At 61.3% G+C, this 17,304-nt stretch carries 20 protein-coding genes and 1 tRNA gene; 17 read left to right on the top strand and 4 right to left on the bottom strand.

Annotation, left to right across the window (positions count from 1 at the left end; genetic code table 11):
• The first annotated feature begins 85 nt into the window (after nt 1-85).
• From P3T17_RS06290 to P3T17_RS06345, 12 genes are all read left to right on the top strand, one after another.
• Complete coding sequence (locus P3T17_RS06290) at nt 86-493, top strand: hypothetical protein (RefSeq protein ID WP_429405399.1); 408 nt, start codon at nt 86-88, stop codon at nt 491-493.
• 2 nt (nt 494-495) lie between these two features.
• Nucleotides 496-621, top strand: a complete 126-nt coding sequence (locus P3T17_RS06295; RefSeq protein WP_429405401.1) for a hypothetical protein — start codon at nt 496-498, stop codon at nt 619-621.
• Between the two features lie 633 nt (nt 622-1,254).
• On the top strand, nt 1,255-1,803 hold the full coding sequence (locus tag P3T17_RS06300; protein ID WP_429405403.1) for a PRTRC system protein E: 549 nt from the start codon (nt 1,255-1,257) through the stop codon (nt 1,801-1,803).
• A 9-nt stretch (nt 1,804-1,812) separates the two neighbouring features.
• Nucleotides 1,813-2,202 (top strand): PRTRC system protein C, encoded by a 390-nt coding sequence (locus P3T17_RS06305; protein WP_429405405.1) that lies wholly within the window; start codon nt 1,813-1,815, stop codon nt 2,200-2,202.
• Nucleotides 2,199-3,242, top strand: coding sequence for a PRTRC system protein F (locus P3T17_RS06310; protein ID WP_429405407.1), 1,044 nt, complete (start codon nt 2,199-2,201; stop codon nt 3,240-3,242). The genes P3T17_RS06305 and P3T17_RS06310 overlap by 4 nt, the downstream gene beginning before the upstream one ends.
• A complete protein-coding gene (locus P3T17_RS06315; RefSeq protein ID WP_429405409.1) occupies nt 3,239-3,952 on the top strand; it encodes a PRTRC system protein B in 714 nt (237 codons plus the stop codon). The genes P3T17_RS06310 and P3T17_RS06315 overlap by 4 nt, the downstream gene beginning before the upstream one ends.
• A 1-nt stretch (nt 3,953) precedes the next feature.
• Nucleotides 3,954-4,745 carry a PRTRC system protein A gene (locus P3T17_RS06320; protein ID WP_429405411.1) on the top strand — a complete coding sequence of 264 codons (792 nt, stop codon included), beginning with the start codon at nt 3,954-3,956 and terminating at the stop codon, nt 4,743-4,745.
• Entirely contained in the window at nt 4,745-5,482 is a 738-nt protein-coding gene (locus P3T17_RS06325; protein ID WP_429405413.1) for a PRTRC system ThiF family protein, read from the top strand. The genes P3T17_RS06320 and P3T17_RS06325 overlap by 1 nt, the downstream gene beginning before the upstream one ends.
• Complete coding sequence (locus P3T17_RS06330) at nt 5,466-5,831, top strand: hypothetical protein (RefSeq protein WP_429405415.1); 366 nt, start codon at nt 5,466-5,468, stop codon at nt 5,829-5,831. The genes P3T17_RS06325 and P3T17_RS06330 overlap by 17 nt, the downstream gene beginning before the upstream one ends.
• A complete protein-coding gene (locus tag P3T17_RS06335) occupies nt 5,828-6,814 on the top strand; it encodes a hypothetical protein (RefSeq protein ID WP_429405417.1) in 987 nt (328 codons plus the stop codon). Before P3T17_RS06330 ends, P3T17_RS06335 begins: the two co-directional genes overlap by 4 nt.
• Complete coding sequence (locus P3T17_RS06340; protein WP_429405419.1) at nt 6,811-7,029, top strand: hypothetical protein; 219 nt, start codon at nt 6,811-6,813, stop codon at nt 7,027-7,029. Before P3T17_RS06335 ends, P3T17_RS06340 begins: the two co-directional genes overlap by 4 nt.
• Before the next feature lie 218 nt (nt 7,030-7,247).
• Nucleotides 7,248-8,477: an Arm DNA-binding domain-containing protein gene (locus tag P3T17_RS06345; protein ID WP_429405421.1), complete on the top strand. Its 1,230-nt coding sequence runs from the start codon at nt 7,248-7,250 to the stop codon at nt 8,475-8,477.
• A gap of 47 nt (nt 8,478-8,524) precedes the next feature.
• Here P3T17_RS06345 and P3T17_RS06350 read toward each other — a convergent pair.
• Nucleotides 8,525-8,611, bottom strand: a tRNA-Leu gene (locus P3T17_RS06350).
• 229 nt (nt 8,612-8,840) lie between these two features.
• Between P3T17_RS06350 and P3T17_RS06355 the strand changes: the two genes are divergently transcribed.
• A complete protein-coding gene (locus P3T17_RS06355) occupies nt 8,841-9,686 on the top strand; it encodes a squalene/phytoene synthase family protein (protein ID WP_429405423.1) in 846 nt (281 codons plus the stop codon).
• 83 nt (nt 9,687-9,769) lie between these two features.
• Here the strand turns inward: P3T17_RS06355 and P3T17_RS06360 are convergent, their stop codons facing one another.
• The 3 genes from P3T17_RS06360 to P3T17_RS06370 all read right to left on the bottom strand — a co-directional run bounded on the left by P3T17_RS06360 (nt 9,770) and on the right by P3T17_RS06370 (nt 13,261).
• Entirely contained in the window at nt 9,770-11,005 is a 1,236-nt protein-coding gene (locus P3T17_RS06360; RefSeq protein ID WP_429405425.1) for a DUF1501 domain-containing protein, read from the bottom strand.
• 90 nt (nt 11,006-11,095) lie between these two features.
• Entirely contained in the window at nt 11,096-12,715 is a 1,620-nt protein-coding gene (locus tag P3T17_RS06365; protein ID WP_429405427.1) for a DUF1800 domain-containing protein, read from the bottom strand.
• A 213-nt stretch (nt 12,716-12,928) separates the two neighbouring features.
• Entirely contained in the window at nt 12,929-13,261 is a 333-nt protein-coding gene (locus P3T17_RS06370; protein WP_074264775.1) for a hypothetical protein, read from the bottom strand.
• A 228-nt stretch (nt 13,262-13,489) separates the two neighbouring features.
• Here P3T17_RS06370 and ompR point away from each other — a divergent pair, with 228 nt between their 5' ends.
• The 4 genes from ompR to P3T17_RS06390 all read left to right on the top strand — a co-directional run bounded on the left by ompR (nt 13,490) and on the right by P3T17_RS06390 (nt 17,081).
• A complete protein-coding gene (gene ompR, locus P3T17_RS06375) occupies nt 13,490-14,224 on the top strand; it encodes a two-component system response regulator OmpR (RefSeq protein ID WP_006048917.1) in 735 nt (244 codons plus the stop codon).
• 44 nt (nt 14,225-14,268) lie between these two features.
• Nucleotides 14,269-15,618, top strand: a complete 1,350-nt coding sequence (locus P3T17_RS06380; protein WP_074264776.1) for an ATP-binding protein — start codon at nt 14,269-14,271, stop codon at nt 15,616-15,618.
• 313 nt (nt 15,619-15,931) lie between these two features.
• Nucleotides 15,932-16,480 (top strand): peroxiredoxin, encoded by a 549-nt coding sequence (locus P3T17_RS06385; RefSeq protein WP_074264777.1) that lies wholly within the window; start codon nt 15,932-15,934, stop codon nt 16,478-16,480.
• A 76-nt stretch (nt 16,481-16,556) separates the two neighbouring features.
• Entirely contained in the window at nt 16,557-17,081 is a 525-nt protein-coding gene (locus tag P3T17_RS06390) for a carboxymuconolactone decarboxylase family protein (protein ID WP_429405429.1), read from the top strand.
• The last annotated feature ends 223 nt before the right edge of the window (nt 17,082-17,304 follow it).

Raw genomic sequence — 17,304 nt, forward strand, 5'->3', positions numbered from 1 at the left:
CAGATATACACCCAACAGGTGTTGACTACTGCAAACCCGTTAGGTATATTTGCCTCAAACACCAGTCACGTGTGCGAGGCGAAAAATGGATCTGATCCGAATCCGCAAGGAAAACCTGTCAGGCGCGATTACCTTCGCTGACCTGCTCGGCCTGACCGTCGACGAGATCTATGGCGATCGCGACGACCGTTACATCAACATCGGTGCTCGCCAGAAAGGCCCGATCGGCAATCGCATGCGCCGCTGGACGGACGACGAGCGCCGGCGCATGACTGCCTTTCTCTGCGACGAGACCGATCGTCGACGCCCGCAATTCACCTACAGCGCGAAGTCCCGCTGCCGCGACGAGGTCAGCTATTTCGCCGGCCGCATGACGACGGCCGAGCTCCAGCAATTCGAACGCCGCACGACGAAGCGCCCGCTTATCTGCCTGGCGGCAATTGTCGCTGCTCACTTCGTTGCCGAAGGCATCTGCCGCTTTCTGGGTGCCTGACGATGCTCGCCTATCTCCGCTCATGGCTCATTGCGATCGTCGTCGTGCTCGGCATCTGCGCGGTTAGCACGCTGCTCGACGGCGCCGACGCCCAGATCAACCGCTGCAGCGTCGTTCGCTGCGTTTGAGGCGCCAGCAATGAATAGCTTCGATCTGATCTCGCTCGTGTTGATGGCCGTCGGCGGTGCCGGTTTTCTCGGCGTCACGGTAGGCCTCATCTGGGAGTTTTCCCGAAGGAACTGACATGCGACCGCTGCCGCCCGTTACCTCCGAACAGATCTCGCGCGAGTTCCGCGAAATGCGCTGCCATGGATCGGCTATGGACGCGCTTGCGCCGGGCCCGCTGCGCCGGGTTCTGGAGGCAGCAGCGCGCCGTCGTGTCAAAGCCGAGCAAATCGCACCGCGAGTCATTGCTCATGACGGGCGCCGTCGCGCCAGCGGAGACAACGATTAACGATGCGATGTCACGTACGATGCCGCCACTGCCTCACGCGCCGATGCCTGCCGAAACGGCTCAGCGAATACGTGTCGCCCCCCCGGTGCCGTTGCTGCGGGAAGCGCAATTACCGTATCGATCGCTGGATGAACCGGCGCGACACGACAAAAACGCGCTGCGACTGCGAGGGTTACTGGTTCCCGCACCGCCGCGGCTCCCTGTTTTGCTGGATGCGCGCGGACGGGTCGCCGCGCTATCCGGGAGATCCCGATTTCGCGGATCGTAATTACGACCCCGTTGCCGCCTGACCAACCCAGAGGAATCCATGACTCTCTTCAAATCCTTGTTCCCGCTCGCTCGCGACAACTCGCTGACGATTCTCATCGTCGGCGAAGGTGATCAGTTGCGCGTGAACGTCATGCCGAAGTCGAAGGACGAAAAGTCCGAAAAAACGCTTTACCCACTCTCCCTTCTCGGTACGCCCGACGAGCTCGACAGCGACTTCGCCGAGGCCGTGCAGATCTATTCGCCGGGCTCGCAGTCCGTGCTCGATCAGGCGCGCGCCGCCAGCGCGGCAAATGCTCCGGAAGGTGCGAAGCCCGCGCTCCCGGCGCCAGCCAAAGGCAAGCCGGGCCGCAAACCGAGGACTCCCGCGCTTCCCGCACCAGCTGCGGATGCTGCCAGCACCGCTGAAGCGGAGGCTCCGGACGAGGGCGATACTCCCGCGGTCGATCCGCGTCAGACCCAGATTCCCGGCCTCGACAACTCCGAAGGCGAGGCGCCTCCGGATGAACAGGAGTCGCCCGCGGATCCGGTTGCGGAAGAGCCGGCCGCCAGCGATGCGACCGACGACGGCGCAGTCGATCTTCTGTGAGGCGCCACCATGCAAACCGAAAACCTCATCCGGGAATTCCGCTACAACGGCGCGCGCCTCGCTGACCCATCACCGGCATTCAGCCTGCAGCAGGTTCGCGACTTCTACGGCAATACCTATCCGGAGATCGTCAACGCCGAGATCGAAGGGCCCGAGGTCATCGGCAACCGGAACGTCTATACGTTCCGCCGCGCCGTCGGCACCAAGGGCGCCGCATTGACGCTCGAGCAGGTCCGCGCCGATATCGAGGGCGGCGTGTTTCGCAACGCCGAGCCGAACCTGATCTCGCTCGACGATGCCGGAAGCGCGCTGATGCGACGGCTGCACGCTGCGTTGGCAATCAACACATCGGGCGCGGCATTGCGGGCGCCCGTATTCAGCATGCCGGTGCTACCGTGAGCTTCGACGTCCTTTCGGTGCCCGCGCTGAACGACATCCCCGCCAGCTATACGATCGGCGTCGGCCGCACGTTCGCCCGCGATCTGACACTGTCGTTGCTCGACGGGAATGTGATTACCGAGGCCGATCTCGTGAAGCGGCCAAAGAACGAGCTCGAGCTGGCCACTCGCGCACTCACACGGCGATGGGATCACATCACCGAGGGCATGCGGTATTTCGACTGGCGACTTCGTATCGAAGCGACGCCCGAAGGCTGCTACCCGTCGATGGCAGCCGAGAGCGATACGGTATGGGCTGCGATCCAGACCGAGCACGGGCCGGTTTCGTGTCCGCAGATGTTCATCGGCTATGCGCTTGAGGCTCTCGAGCAAGTGCGCGAGGGGCTCGGCCAGACGGTGCTCGCGACGCTATATGACGCCTTTCGCATGCTTCCACAGGCCGCGACGCCGGCGTGCATTTTCGGGCTTGCCTCGTATTGCTACTGGTACGGTGAAGCGGACGAAACCGAGGCCCTCGCCGAAATGATGTCGATGCACGACGTCAAGACGCTCGAAGATCTGCTGACCGTCACGGACGTTTTCACGCGCAAGACATTCTTCGAAGGGATGCCCGAGTGGGCCGTTTTCCCACGGCGCAAGCTGACGCGTAATCAGGTTCGGCGCGCCGCTGCGCGCAACGACTATGCCCGCGAAGTCGTCGAGGCAATGGACGCGCTCTGGAACGTCGTCACATTCTATGGGCCATTCGCGGATGTTCGCTGCGATGACGTCGGTGCGGACCTTATCGATTACTCGTTGCTCCTGCGCTGGCATCCGGACGACCAGCTTGGCCGTGTAATGGATGATTTTCTGCACAGCACGTCGGACGGCGAGTATGTGATCGCCAGCTGCGTGACGCCGCTCAAGGTGACAGGCAGCGATTTCTCCAGGTGGCTCAAGGAAATGGAAGCCACCGCGCTGCTAGCCAAGTGCGTTGAGCGGGTGCTTACATTGTTCGAAGAGCGCGACCGCCGGCTCGCGCGGATCATGGTGCGCGTATGAGCACGGTCGCCATCGTTCAGGAAGGCGATATCGAGCTCGAGCTCGATTCCGGATTTCTGTTCTACAAGTCGAAAACGACGCATCAAATTTACGCGACGCGCCACCCGGCGCGCGTGATCGGCGGCAAGCCAGTGCTGCTCGCCGGGACGCCTGTCACGCTTGAGCAGCTGGCAGACATCGCGGAAATCGCCGATCGCCGCACCAGCTATCGCGGGTTTCTGCATGAGCGCGTCGTCTACCTCGCGCCGAACCGGCTTGCATGGTGGCTGCCGGCAAGGCCTCGTTGCGTGTGGTTCAAGTCGACGGATGCGATCGGCGAGCGCGCCGGCGTGACCAACCATCCGCCGCTTGTGTTCGTCGTCGAGCGCAAGGAATGGTCGGTGTACGCGCTGCGCGACAACGTGCGGCCCGGGCCCGGCACGAAACTCTGCAATGCCCCGTATTACAACGTGTGGAAAGACGGGCTGATCTGCACTGGCAACGTGACACTGCCCGACCGCATCGATATGGCCAGCGTCGAGGGTTTCGAAGACGCGTTTTTCCGCAGTCGCTTCACGCACCCGAATAACGACCGACTTATCCACAGGCGCGGCGGCGCTGTCCGCTTGTGGCTCGATCTTCTCGACGGCGCCGAATTCCCCCTTGACCGCCTGATCGACGCGAAAAAAACACTCGCGGATGCGATCGGCAACCCATCCGACGAGGATTGATATGGAACAGCTGCTCGCCCAGTTTCAGGAAGCAACCAAGGCAGGCCTGCACGGCATTGCCGATGCACTTGACCGTTTTTCAGCCGGCGTCGCGGAAGAGCTTCGCAATGCAAAGCCGCGCGCGATCGCCGCGGATCCGGAGAGCGAAGGTCTGTCGTTCGATATTGCGCTCTATGACAGCGCGCCGACACTCGCGGTACCCAAGCATGCGACCTTCGAACCGCTGAAGGATGTCGGCCACCGTTTCCTCGCGACGGCCGAAGGCTTCTTTGTCGAAGTGCGCCGGCCATGGCTGCATGTGATCCAGATGCTGTCCAAGCTTCCGGACGGCGCGCCGCGGCCGCCCTATGGCCTCATCATGCCGAAAATCGAACTCAAGTTCGGCCGGCTCGGCGTGGCGATCCCGATCATCCAGGCATTCGCCGAGGAAGCCCGCAATGCGGCGCCCGACGAGCATGCTGCATGGATCGTCTGGGACGCCGAAAAGCAGCAGCTCGAATACAAGGCGCTCAACGTCAAGAATGCAACGCCGGGCGCGATCTCGTTCGATCGACCGGAGTTGCCGCCTCACCAGTCGCTCGCTATCGACCTGCATAGCCATGGGCACGGGCAGGCGTTCTTCAGCCCGGTCGACAACGAAGACGATGCCGGCGAGGTAAAGATCTCCGGCGTGCTCGGCGGCGTTGGCGACGGCGACATGCCGAGCGTTGCATTCCGCCTCTGCGTGCTCGGCCTGACGATTCCGCTCAAGGTGCCCGTCGAAGCCATTTTCAAGGCGCGGGAGCCCGCGTAATGCATATCACGCCCACTCACCTACTCGACCGGCGCGTCGATATCGCGCTCGTCGGCTGCGGCGGCAACGGGTCGCAGATGCTGACAGGCCTCGCGCGCCTGAATCACGCATTGACTGCGCTCGGCCACCCGGGCTTGCGCGTCACTGCGTTCGACGGCGATACGGTGAGCGAGGCGAATATCGGCCGCCAGATGTTCAGCCCGGCCGATGTGGGGCAATACAAGAGCGTCGTGCTCATCCACCGGCTCAACGCGTTTTTCGGGCTCGACTGGATTGCACGGCCGACGTTCGCAACGGCGCAGGAAATGGTTCACGTCGGGCCATCGATCGCAATCATGTGCGTCGACAGCGCAGCTGCGCGGGCGAAGCTCAATGCAGCGCTGCGGAACACCTCGGCCTACCTGATGGACCTCGGCAATCGCGCCAGCGATGGACAGGTCGTCTTCGGTACCGCTCGCCCTCGCGAAGGCACCGGCTCGCGGCTGCGCTGGCCGTACGAAGTACTTCCCGAGCTGATCGACACGGCTGCGCCTGAGGACGACACGCCGAGTTGCGGCCTCGCCGAAGCGCTCGAGCGCCAGGAGCTTTTCATCAACCAGGCGATCGTCACGCCAGCGCTCGGGATCCTCTGGGAGTTTTTCCGGCACGGTCGCCTCTCTTGGTGCGGAGCATTCGTCAACCTCAAGACGGGGCATGTTCGCCCGCTCCCGGTAGAGAGCAATGACGATGCCACTTGATCTGGTGGGCGGCGACTGCCCGGGCCCGCTGTTCGTGATCGTCAAGCGGCGATCGCCGATCCTGCGCACCAGCCGCCAGCACGGCATGCGGCGGCGTGCACGCGAGCGGCGCGCCACGCCGCCGTGGGCCGACAAGGCGAAGATCCGCGCAATCTATGCCGAGGCCGAACGCCTGACGCGCGAAACAGGCGAGCAATACGTCGTCGACCATATCGTGCCGCTCGCCGGAAAGCTCGTTTGCGGGCTTCACGTCGACTACAACCTGCAGATCATTCACTGGCTGCCGAACGCCCGCAAAAGCTGGATGACATGGCCTGATATGCCTTTCGAACAATTGGAGCTGCTATGAACACGGAATATCGCAAAAAGCCTGTGGTGATTGAGGCCGTGCAGATCTCGAAACGCATGGATTTAACGGCACCAGACTGGTGGGCGGAAGCCGTCCAGTTAAACGCCGTCATCCTCCACGGCATGGGAAAAATGACCCGCGACCAGCCTTGGGTAGAAATACCAACGCTCGAAGGCGTCATGCGAGGGGATGCGGGAGACTGGATCATCCGCGGCGTCCAAGGGGAACTGTATCCCTGCAAGCCCGATATTTTCACAGTCACATACGAAAGTGCCGCCGAGCCTGCCGCGGCAATAGCGGAGATCGAGCCCGTGATTTCAGACGAGCTAAACCCGGATACTGCGAAGCTCGTGCGGCGGTTCGCGCGTGCTGTCGCTAACAAGCTTTTGTCGGCGCAGCGTAAATATGGGTATGGCAACGGCTGGCTCGCCGACGACTGGCAGGAAAGATGCCGCGAGGAGTTGCTTCGGCATATTGCCAAGGGCGATCCGCGCGACGTGGCTGCCTACTGCGCGTTTATGTGGCATCACGACTGGTCGATCACCGCCGCCCCTCCCGCTCCAATAGCGTCAGCCTCGGAGGCATATGACCTTCAGTTCCCGGTATCGCTTCGCAAGATGTGGGCAGGTTGGGAGGTGCAAAAGTGGCTTGATGATCTGCCACCGCTCTTCACCCATCCCGCAGCAGCGCAACCATCAAGGGTGGAAGCCCCGGGTGAGGTCGATGTTTTCCTTGATGAAGTTCGCGCAGAGTTGCGGCGTGCGCGGGCGAAATTCCCTGGCGACCGAATCATGACGATTGCACTCGCCGAGGAGTTTGGCGAGCTTTGCAAGGCCGTGTTGGATGAATCGCGCGCCAACGTGAGAAAGGAAGCCGTCCAGACTGCGGTTATGGCTGCGCGCGTCGTCCTTGATGGTGACGGCTCCGTGAACGAGTGGCGCGCTGAACGGGGGCTTGACCAACTCATCGAGGCGTCCAAGTGAACGAGGGAAAGACCTGTCACGGCGGCTGCGGCAACGGCTGCGAGCATTGCGGAATGGATATAGACCTTGAACCGTATTGCGTCCAAGAAGAAGTCCTGAAGCGACGCACTGCAATCACCGGGCGCACCTATCCATTCGGACTCGATGTCAACCCGGCGCGGCAGTTGTGCAAGGGCGAGTTCTATATTGAGCGGACGGCGAAGGACAAGCCATGAGCAACGAGACTCAAATTGCAGTGCTCGGCTTTGTCGAGACGGCCTGAAAGGATTGTCATGGCATACTTTATGACAATCGCCAAATTTTGCGAGCTGACCGGCTTGAGTGCAGCGGCCGTTTACACCCGAAAATGCAAGGGTATCTGGCCTGAGGGTTCTGTCTGGAAGTATGAGCCCGGCACAAAAAAGATCATGGTGGACTTTGAGGCCTACAACCGATGGGTAGAAACGGGACAGGAGTCGCTATCATTTCCGACTCCAGCTATGAAATCACCTTCTCTTTCCAGGGTAAAAGGTGCCGCGAGCGAGTCAAAGCGAAGCCCTGTGCTGCCAACACTCGAAAGCTGACCCAATTCCGCGCTGCAATTCTGCACGCGATCGAAAAGGGTGAGTTCGACTACGTCAAGACGTTTCCCAAATCCGACCGGGCGCCGGCATTCGCCGAACAGCCCGGCGACGTGCTCACAGTTGAAAAATATTTCGACAGCTGGTTGACCCGCAAAAAGGTTGAGGTCAAGGCGTCGACCTACAAGGGCTATTACGGAATCGTCAACCGGTTGGTCATTCCGAAGTTCGGAAAGCTTGTTCTGTCCGATCTCAAGCGCGCCGCCATTCGCGACTGGCTGGCCACGATCGACGAAAAGCGGCACGAGAAGGTCACGAACAAGCGCCTCTCCAACATACAGAGTTGCATGCGCTCGGCGCTCGCCGATGCGGTCGACGACGAGATCATCGACGCTAATCCATTGGCCGGCTATACATACTCCCGTGTCGAGCGACCTGTCGAGGGCGAGCCTGAGGACGACGTCGACCCGTTCACCCCGGATGAACAGGCGGCCATCGTTTCGAAAATGCGGCCGGGTGAAAACACGCTTGCCCAGTTTTTCCTTTGGACCGGGCTGCGCACGTCCGAGGCGATCGCACTCAACTGGTCGGATATTGATTTCATCGGTGGGTACGTGCGCGTCAGGCGCGCGATCACGCGGGAGGCCAAAGGTGTCGCCGAGTATCCCAAGACCGACGCTGGCCGTCGTGACGTGAAGCTGCTCGACCCGGCACGCGCCGCGCTCCTCGCGCAAAAGGCGATCACGTTCCTCGTCGATCTGGATGGGCCGGTGTTCGTCAACCCGACAACGCGCCAGCGCTTCTCGGGATCGCATCAGATCTGGCGTGTCTGGCAGACCGCGCTCAAGCACGCTGGTGTTCGCTACCGGAACCCATATCAAACCCGTCACACCTACGCATCGATGATGCTGTCGGCCGGCGAACATCCAATGTGGGTAGCTAAGCAGATGGGTCACGCGGACTGGACAATGATCGCCCGGGTATATGGCCGCTGGATGCCATCGGCGGACACCGAAGCGGGAAATCGCGCCGTCGAGAAGTTCGCCGGGAAAGCTGGCAAATTTGCTGGCATTTCGGGAACAAAGCTGGCAAAAACCAGCTAGATTTTTGCCAGCTTAAAACTGCGGTATGTTGATTTTAAAGGAAATTTTGGTGCGAGGAAGGGGACTCGAACCCCTACACCATTGCTGGCGTCAGGACCTAAACCTGGTGCGTCTACCAATTTCGCCATCCTCGCGCCGGGTCAAGCGCATGCGCGCCGCGCCCGATGTGTGGCTCGCCAGCGGCCGTACTTCGCCAGCAGGAGCCGGTTTGACGTACGTCCGAAAGCGTAAGCGCGAGATTCTAACCGATTGATTTGCGCTTGTCTGCATTTGCCCGACGTATGTCGATGCTACAATTTTTGGTTAATGTTCGTACGGCATACACGCCGTCCCCACCGCGCTTCAGCCCCACACTCCATTCAAGTGAATTTCGACGAATATTGCCAGCAGAAAGCGGCGCTCCCCGGTTCGAGCAGCTACTACGCGCTGCGCGAGGCGCCAGCAGGACGCCGGCCGCTCCTGACCGCCCTGTTTGCACTGCGCCGCGAGTTCGAGGAGACCGTCAAGGAAACCAGCGATCCGGCCGTTGGCCGCACCAAGCTCGCGTGGTGGCAAAAGGAAATCGCGGCACTGGCAGCAGGCGCGCCCTCGCATCCGGTATCGAAGGCGCTCACCGCTCATATGAGGGGTGGCGCGCAAGCCATGGAAGCCGAGTATCCAGCGCTGCAAACGCTGCTGGCCGGCTTCGAAATGGACCTCGACCAGGCCCGTTACCTCGATTACCCGAATCTGCGGCGCTACCTGCAGGGTGTCGGCGGCACGTTTGCCACGCTGACCGCACGCGCCACCGCGCACAACCCAGCGCAGGCTGCTTCATGGGCCACACCGCTGGGTGAGGCAATGTTGCTGGCGCAACTGATCGCCGAACTCGGCAACGACGCGCGGCACGGGCGCATCTATATTCCGGTCGACGAAATGCAGCGCTTCAACGTCACCGCGGCAGATGTGATCAACCGCAAATACAGTGACGCGTTCACCGAGCTGATGCGCTTTCAGACGAAGCGCGCCCGCGAAGCACTGAACACCGCCCTCGCCGCGATACCTGCCGGCGAGCGGCGCACGCAGCGCACCCTGCGGGCTCAGGCCGCTCTCGCGCTGGCGTTGCTCGATGAGATCGAACGCGATGGCTACCACGTGCTGCATCAAAGCATCGCGCTCACGCCAATCCGCAAGCTGTGGGTCGCGTGGCGCGGCGCGCGCCAACGCTGAACCCGTGTCCACAACCACACAACACCAGCACACCGCATCGCCGCATCGGTCGCCAGCCGGCGCTCGGCACCAGGCGCGAAATTTCACGCACGCAGCAATGGCAACGGTTCAAAGCGCTGCTGCAACACCGCCGTAGCGTCGAGTCCCCACCACGGCCCAAGCACGGTCGCATAGATCTGGCGGAAGTCGACGCCCACCGGCAAGTTGCCACTGCCGTCCAGTTGCGTCAGCACCGGCGGCGCACCGTATAAGCCGCCGCGCACCCGTCCACCCATCACGAAATGCGGCGCCACGGTGCCGTGATCGGTCCCATTGCTCTGATTCTCGCGCGGCCGGCGTCCGAACTCCGCGTAGGTCACGACCAGCGTATTGTCCCAACGTCCCAACTCGACCAGCGCCGACTTCATCGACGCAAAACCTTCCGCGAGCTGCTTGAGCAAGGCGGCCTGCTGCCCGGGCTGGTTCTGGTGCGTGTCGAAGCCGTTGAGCGTGAGCCGGATCACTGCCACGCCCTGCCCGTTCAGCGGCTTGCCCTGCGGGGTGTCGCCAGCGGCCAGCACTTGCATCGCCGTCTTGATCGAAGTCCCAAACGCGCCCTGCGGAAAAGCGGTCTTGAGCGGAAACTGACCTTCGCGTGGACGCAGCCGGTCGGCGGCCTTCACGATATCGTTCTCGACGTCGAGAATATGCGCGAGCTCGGGATTGCGCTCATGCAGCGACACAGGCGTCGCGAGGCGCGAAGCCTTGATGAACTGCGCCGGATTCACGAGCGCAATGGCCCGTGCGCCGTTGGCGAGCGGCCCCATCTCGGCACTACCGATCACCACGCCGTCCGCGACAAAACTCGGCGGTACCGCGTGCTGCGCGAACGCGCGTGTCAACCAGCCTTCGCGAAGATATTGATCCGAGCGCGAGGCGGTGTCCCATATCTCGATAGAGCGGAAATGTGAGAGATTCGGCTGTGCATAGCTGACGCCCTGCACGATGGCCAGTTGCTGGCTCTGCCATAGCGGCATCAGCGGTTGCAAAGAGGGATGCAAGGCCGTGCGCTCGTCGAGCTGGATGACCTGCTCGCGCCTGATGCCGATGTTCTTGCGTAACTGATAGTAAGCAGGATCCGCGTAAGGGATGACTGTATTCAGTCCGTCGTTGCCGCCTTTCAACTCTACGAGAATCAGCAGATTGCCGTAACCGCCGCGCGCGAGCGTCGTTGCCGCCGTTGCATCGGACTGGCTCACGCCCTGCGCACCGAACGCCCGCGGCAGCCAAAGGGCCGCGCCTGCCGCTGTGGTCATCGAAAGAAAATCGCGCCGTCTCATGCTGCACCTCATTCGTTTGTAGCTACGTGGAGTGCGCCGCCCGGTCCGCGCCGCTTCGATTCTTCATTTCTTCGGTTCGACAAAACTGACTTACTTCAACTGATATGCCGGATCCATCAGCAGCGCTTCCAGGTAAGCGCTCGCGGTCGAATCGGTTTCGATGGCGTCGACCGGAGCAATCGGCAACACCGCGTGCTGCAATTGCAGGTCAGCAGACAGGCCCGCTTTCGCGGTTGGAGCCGTGTTGAACTGCGCGAGCCACGTGTCGATATCAAAGCGTACTCCGCCCTGACCCACCCGCGCCATCGCGCGCTGCACCATCGCCGCCTTCGGGTCCTGGCTCATCGTGCCGTTTTGCGGACGATGCGGCGCGGCGGTCTCGGTGGCGCGGAAGATCTGCTCGACGAACTGCTTGCGTGCGAGCAGCGTCGAACTGTTGATCCACGTCGTGCCGCCCGGCCAGCCCTTGACGTTGGGTGGATAGAACAGGTTCTCACCCAGATTGCGAATCTGACCGGCGAACGGTGCCGTGTTGTCGTAGCTGATATCGAATTCGCGCAGCGCTCCCACCACGAACTCAGCGGGCGACTTCACCAGCACGCCGCGATTGCGCTCGTCCCAGAACGCATCGCTGAGGAAGAGTCCGCGTAATGCGATTTTTATGTCGTAATGACTGGCGCGAAAGCGCTCGGCAACCGGTGCGATCTGCGCCGGGTCCGGCGTATCGGAGACGAACTCGCGCCACAACTTTGTCGTGATGAAGGTGGCGGTCTCAGGACGCGCCAGCAGAATGTCGAGCACCTGGTCGCCGTCGAACGGACCGCTCTGGCCGAGTACGGTCTTGACTGCATCGTCATGCAGGTTGGCGCGCCACACGTACGCCTGGGTATCCGGATCGAGGCTCCATCCTGTATAAGCGCGCGCTGCTTCCGACACGTCCTGCTGCGTATAGTGGCCTTCGCCGAGCGTGAACAGTTCCATCACTTCGCGGGCAAAGTTTTCGTTGGGCTTGCCCTTGCGGCTACCGGCGCCGTCGAGGTATTGCAGCATGGCCGGATCTTTCGCGACGTCGTGCAGCATCTGGCCGAAATTGCCCAGCGCGTCTCGTCTGAGCAGCATGTCCTGTTGCGCCATCTGCTGCGGATAGCCGACCTTGTCCTGGCCCGAGGTGAAATGGTTGTGCCAGAAGAGCGTCATGCGCTCGGTCAGCGGCGACGGCGTGGTCAACATCTCGCGCACCCACCATGCGCGCAACTCTTCGTAACGCTGACCGCGCGTGCGCCCTTCGGCTTGCCGCTGATCCTGCGTCCAGGCCTTGCGCTCGTCACGAGTCGGGATCGGCTCCAGGACCCACGCGGGCATCGGCGTAAAGGATTCGGTGCGCGCCGTGGACAACACCTTGTCGACTGCCTGCGCACGCGTCAGCCCCACGTATTGGGCGACTTCGGCGTTGTCCGGCGCAAATCCCACCCGTGTCAGGAAAAAGCGCGCATCATCAGCGTCAAGGAGAGCTTCGGCCGAGTCGCCGTCGGTCGCCACCGGTGCATGGTGTTTGCCACGCTGGCCATGCGTTGCAGTTGACGCGGGCGCTGTGCCGTTCTGGGCGTCGGCCACTTGCGCGCCCACCAGCGCTGCGAGCGCAACGACGGCAAAGAACAAGGTGAGCACGGGATTCGACCTGTCGCCGGTGCGCCTTAGCAGCTTTTTCATTGTCAGTCGTCCGTGGTCCGGTAGCGGTGTCGAGAAGACGCCAGCTTGACATGCGAGTCATACGTGACACGCACGACCATCCTCTCTGGCCACTCAACGGCAGATCAGGCGGGAAAGTTGACGGGGGAAGTGAAACGAAATTTTTCACGCGCGTCGCGACACGCTGCGCGTCGCACCAGGCGGTACTCGACGATGGAAACTGGGCGTAGTGCCCTAGCGTTTGTACAACTCGCGAACGGCGTCTTCGATGTGCTGACGTAGCAGACGCCGCTCTTCGGGCGTCATATGGCCATCGCGGCGACGCTGATCCAGATCGGGGGGAACTGCGGCACGCATCATGGCGTCTGAAGCTTGGTGATCCGGTTCGGGAGTATGCGGCTGGTGCGACAGTTTGAAGGCGCGGAAGCGCGGCGCGTGTGGGTTCGATGCCCGTTCGTCGGTGGACTGGGCATGGGCGAGCGAAGGGCCTAATGTGCCCGCGAGTGTGCCGGCCACAGCCAGCGCAATCACGCGTAGGCGCACATTCGGCCAAACCCCTCCCTTCATCTTGTTCCCTTCGTGGTGCGGCAACCGGCTATCCTAAATGCGTGTACAAACCCCGGAAAAAAAGCCGGGTGCGAATTTTAGTCGAGTGAAGTATCCACCGAACAGCCGCATTCAGTAAAGCAGTCTACGCGTCACCGCTTTACGCCATGCCACAGTGCGGGTAAATTTTGTAACTGACTGTAACCCGCGAATTGATGCAAACTCGCGCCACTTTGTAATCGCGCTAAGATGCCGACCATGGAAACCAAAAACCCTTCGAAAATCCTCGTCGTCGATGACGATCCGCGTCTGCGCGATCTTCTACGCCGCTACCTTGGCGAACAGGGCTTCAATGTCTACGTCGCCGAAAATGCGCCGTCAATGAACAAGCTTTGGGTGCGTGAGCGTTTCGACCTGCTGGTGCTCGACCTGATGCTGCCCGGCGAAGACGGCCTGTCGATCTGCCGTCGCCTGCGCGGCAGCAACGATCGCACGCCGATCATCATGCTGACGGCCAAAGGTGAAGACGTCGACCGTATCGTCGGGCTCGAGATGGGCGCGGACGACTATCTGCCGAAGCCGTTCAACCCGCGCGAGCTGGTGGCGCGCATCCACGCGGTGCTGCGCCGGCAGTCGCCGTCGGAACTGCCGGGTGCGCCGTCCGAGACCACCGAGGTCTTCGAGTTCGGCGAGTTCGCGCTCAACCTCGCCACCCGCACGCTGACCAAGGCCGGTCAGGAAATCCCGCTGACCACCGGCGAGTTCTCCGTGCTGAAGGTGTTCGCCCGTCATCCGCGCCAGCCGCTGTCGCGCGAAAAGTTGATGGAACTGGCGCGCGGTCGTGAATACGAAGTGTTCGACCGCAGCCTCGACGTGCAGATCTCGCGTCTGCGCAAGCTGATCGAACCGGATCCGGGCAGCCCGCGCTTTATCCAGACCGTCTGGGGTCTTGGCTACGTATTCATTCCCGACGGCGCAGCCTGAGTTTGTTCGCGCTTTCCGCTTTTGTTTTCAGATAAGAAGGGCCCATGCGGATCGACCGGCGCCTCCTGACGCTCGCGTTCGGTGGCCTTTTCTGGCGGACCTTTCTGCTGATTGCATTATTGATCGCAGTCAGTCTCGCCGCCTGGTTCCAGAGCTTCCGGGTGATCGAACGCGAGCCGCGCGCGCAGCGCGTGGCGTTGCAGCTCGTCGCGATCGTGAAGCTCACACGCACCGCACTCCTCTATTCCGATCCCGACCTGCGGCGCGCACTGCTGCAAGATCTGGAAAGCAATGAAGGGGTGCGCGTGTATCCGCGCGAAACCTCCGACAAGTACAAGCTGCAACCGGACGAGTCGTTGAACCGGCTGATCGAACACGACATCCGTGGACGGCTCGGCGACGACACGGTGATTGCGCAATCGGTCAACGACATCCCGGGCGTCTGGATCAGCTTCAAGATCGACGACGACGATTACTGGGTCGCGCTCGACCGCGATCAGCTCGATAACGCGACAGGCCTGCAATGGGCCGGATGGGGTGTATTTGCACTTGCGCTATCGCTATTTGGCGCAGCCTTCATCACGAGTCTGGTGAACCGGCCATTTGCGCGTCTCGCGATGGCGGCGCGCAAGGTGGGCTCGGGGCAGTCGCCCGAGCCGCTGCCCGAGCGCGGCATGGGCGTGGCCGCCGAGACCAATCGAAGCTTCAACCAGATGGTGCAGGATCTCGAGCAGCTCGAAGCCGACCGCGCGCTGATGCTTGCCGGCATCTCGCACGACCTGCGCACCCCGCTCGCCCGGCTGCGGCTCGAAACCGAAATGAGCCCATCGGATCAGACCACCAAGGACGCGATGGTCGACGACATCGAGCAGATGGACATGATCATCGGCCGATTCCTCGATTACGCGCGACCGGTGCAAAGAGTCCCGGAACCTGTCGACCTTTCCGTGATCGCAGGAGAACTGGCGGCGCGAATTGCGTCGGAGGACGGCATGCGGCTGATCACGCGGCTGGCGCCATCGGCGGTGATCGAGGCCGACGAAACCGATATGCGGCGCGTGATCGGCAACCTGCTCGAAAACGCCCGCAAGTATGGTCTGAGCGAGGGCGACGGCATTCCGCGCGTGATCCTCGAGACGCGTGTGTCGCACTCGCGTGTCGAGCTTTCGGTGGTCGACGAAGGTCCGGGCATTCCGGAAGACCAGCTGACGCTCGTCACACGCCCGTTTTACCGCGTCGACACGGCGCGGACCCAGGCTAACGGCACGGGACTCGGCATGGCGATCGTGCAGCGACTGGTCGGCCGGTATCGCGGCGGCCTGCGACTGCGCAACCGCAGCCCAGGGCCGGGACTCGAAGTCACGATCGAATTTCCGCTCGCCAAGGGCGTCTGAGGCATCGGGAAACTCCCGTGGCCCCACGTACTGCCAGCGCTTCGGTGCCTCGCAGCACCCCATATTGCGGTGCATGAGCGTGCCAACCTGCCGCGCAACAGCCCTGCCGTAAACGCCGCAGAAGCGGTGGCATTTGAACAATCTATCGACGCGGTGAAGAAAAACTATCCACCTTATTAGTCAAAAACTATTGCTGCGATGCATCAATAGAGTTATAATTAAGTCTGTGTAACGTATTCGTTACAGCGAGCAGGTAGCCTGAACAGGCCGTTTTTTCCAACTCATTGGCAACCCTTCACAGGAGTATTTCCGCATGAAAACCGTTGGCGACAAACTGGAAGCTTTCACCGTCACCGCAGCCAAGCCGGGCTTCAACAACCATGAAGAAAACGGCGTGTCGGCGTTCGAAGAAATCACCGAACAGTCGTTCCCGGGCAAGTGGAAGATCATCTACTTCTACCCGAAGGACTTCACTTTTGTGTGCCCGACGGAAATCGTCGAATTCGGCAAGCTGGCTGGCGACTTCGCAGAGCGCGATGCTGTGCTGCTGGGCGGCAGCGTGGACAACGAGTTCGTGAAGCTGGCATGGCGCCGTGAGCACAAGGATCTGAGCAAGCTGAACCACTACGCGTTCGGCGACGTCAAGGGCGAGCTGATCGACCAACTGGGCGTGCGCGACAAGGAAGCTGGCGTGGCGCTGCGCGCAACGTTCATCGTCGACCCGGACAACACGATCCAGCACGTTTCGGTGAACAACCTGAACGTTGGCCGTAACCCGGAAGAAGTGCTGCGTATTCTGGACGGTCTGCAAACGGACGAACTGTGCCCGTGCAACCGTGCAGTTGGCGGCGCAACGCTGTAAGCCTTGCAAGTCGAAAGCCCGCTAAGCTTGAAAAAGCCGGCGGGCTTTTTTATCGGCAACCTGATAGGAGATATCAATGGAATTCTTGTCTGCGATTAAAGCACTTGTTCCTGACTACGCTAAAGACATTCGTTTGAACCTGGACGGCACGATTGCGCGGTCATCGCTGGAGGGCACAGATGCCGTGGGTGTGGCGTTGGCTGCCGCGTTTGCGGCGAAGAGCCCGGTGATTGTCGATGCGATTCGCAATGCGGGTGTGTTGTCTACCGAGGAAGTCAATGGCGCGCTGACGGCTGCTGCATTGATGGGGATGAATAACGTCTGGTATCCGTATGTGGAGATGACTGACAATGCGGATCTGAAGTCGCAGCCGGCGCAGTTACGGATGAATGCTTATGCTTCGCATGGTGGCGTGGATAAGCGGCGGTTTGAGATGTATGCGCTTGCGGCTTCTATTATCGGCAAGTGCCATTTTTGTGTTAAATCGCACTTTGATACGCTTGTTGCTGAGGGGATGAGTTCTACTCAGTTGCGGGATGTGGGGCGTATTGCTGCTGTTATTAATGCTGCTTCGCAGGTTATTGTGGCTGAAGGGAAATAATCAGGTTTTTCACTTTCTGTGGGACGCTGCGCGGGTGGGTTTTTTATGCGTGGCGTTTGCGGTTGATTTATTTGCCTGCGCGGCGCTTTGTCGCTGTTCTTGCGGTGGACCGATAACAAATCAAGGAAGGACCTATCCGTGATTTCGTGGGCGAGGCATATCATGAGAGGTAAAAGTCATGGATATGCCGATGAAGAAGAAACGCACGGTTGCTTCGCAGGCA

The organism is Paraburkholderia sp. GAS82 (assembly GCF_050436285.1).
GTDB classification, from domain to species: domain Bacteria; phylum Pseudomonadota; class Gammaproteobacteria; order Burkholderiales; family Burkholderiaceae; genus Paraburkholderia; species Paraburkholderia phenazinium_B.

Coding starts and splice junctions, on each gene's coding strand:
- P3T17_RS06290 (WP_429405399.1), top strand. CDS start 86: ATGGATCTGATCCGAATCCGCAAGGAAAACCTGTCAGGCGCGATTACC.
- P3T17_RS06295 (WP_429405401.1), top strand. CDS start 496: ATGCTCGCCTATCTCCGCTCATGGCTCATTGCGATCGTCGTCGTGCTC.
- P3T17_RS06300 (WP_429405403.1), top strand. CDS start 1,255: ATGACTCTCTTCAAATCCTTGTTCCCGCTCGCTCGCGACAACTCGCTG.
- P3T17_RS06305 (WP_429405405.1), top strand. CDS start 1,813: ATGCAAACCGAAAACCTCATCCGGGAATTCCGCTACAACGGCGCGCGC.
- P3T17_RS06315 (WP_429405409.1), top strand. CDS start 3,239: ATGAGCACGGTCGCCATCGTTCAGGAAGGCGATATCGAGCTCGAGCTC.
- P3T17_RS06320 (WP_429405411.1), top strand. CDS start 3,954: ATGGAACAGCTGCTCGCCCAGTTTCAGGAAGCAACCAAGGCAGGCCTG.
- P3T17_RS06325 (WP_429405413.1), top strand. CDS start 4,745: ATGCATATCACGCCCACTCACCTACTCGACCGGCGCGTCGATATCGCG.
- P3T17_RS06330 (WP_429405415.1), top strand. CDS start 5,466: ATGACGATGCCACTTGATCTGGTGGGCGGCGACTGCCCGGGCCCGCTG.
- P3T17_RS06335 (WP_429405417.1), top strand. CDS start 5,828: ATGAACACGGAATATCGCAAAAAGCCTGTGGTGATTGAGGCCGTGCAG.
- P3T17_RS06345 (WP_429405421.1), top strand. CDS start 7,248: ATGGGTAGAAACGGGACAGGAGTCGCTATCATTTCCGACTCCAGCTAT.
- P3T17_RS06360 (WP_429405425.1), bottom strand. CDS start 11,005: ATGAGACGGCGCGATTTTCTTTCGATGACCACAGCGGCAGGCGCGGCC.
- P3T17_RS06365 (WP_429405427.1), bottom strand. CDS start 12,715: ATGAAAAAGCTGCTAAGGCGCACCGGCGACAGGTCGAATCCCGTGCTC.
- P3T17_RS06370 (WP_074264775.1), bottom strand. CDS start 13,261: ATGAAGGGAGGGGTTTGGCCGAATGTGCGCCTACGCGTGATTGCGCTG.
- ompR (WP_006048917.1), top strand. CDS start 13,490: ATGCCGACCATGGAAACCAAAAACCCTTCGAAAATCCTCGTCGTCGAT.
- P3T17_RS06380 (WP_074264776.1), top strand. CDS start 14,269: ATGCGGATCGACCGGCGCCTCCTGACGCTCGCGTTCGGTGGCCTTTTC.
- P3T17_RS06385 (WP_074264777.1), top strand. CDS start 15,932: ATGAAAACCGTTGGCGACAAACTGGAAGCTTTCACCGTCACCGCAGCC.
- P3T17_RS06390 (WP_429405429.1), top strand. CDS start 16,557: ATGGAATTCTTGTCTGCGATTAAAGCACTTGTTCCTGACTACGCTAAA.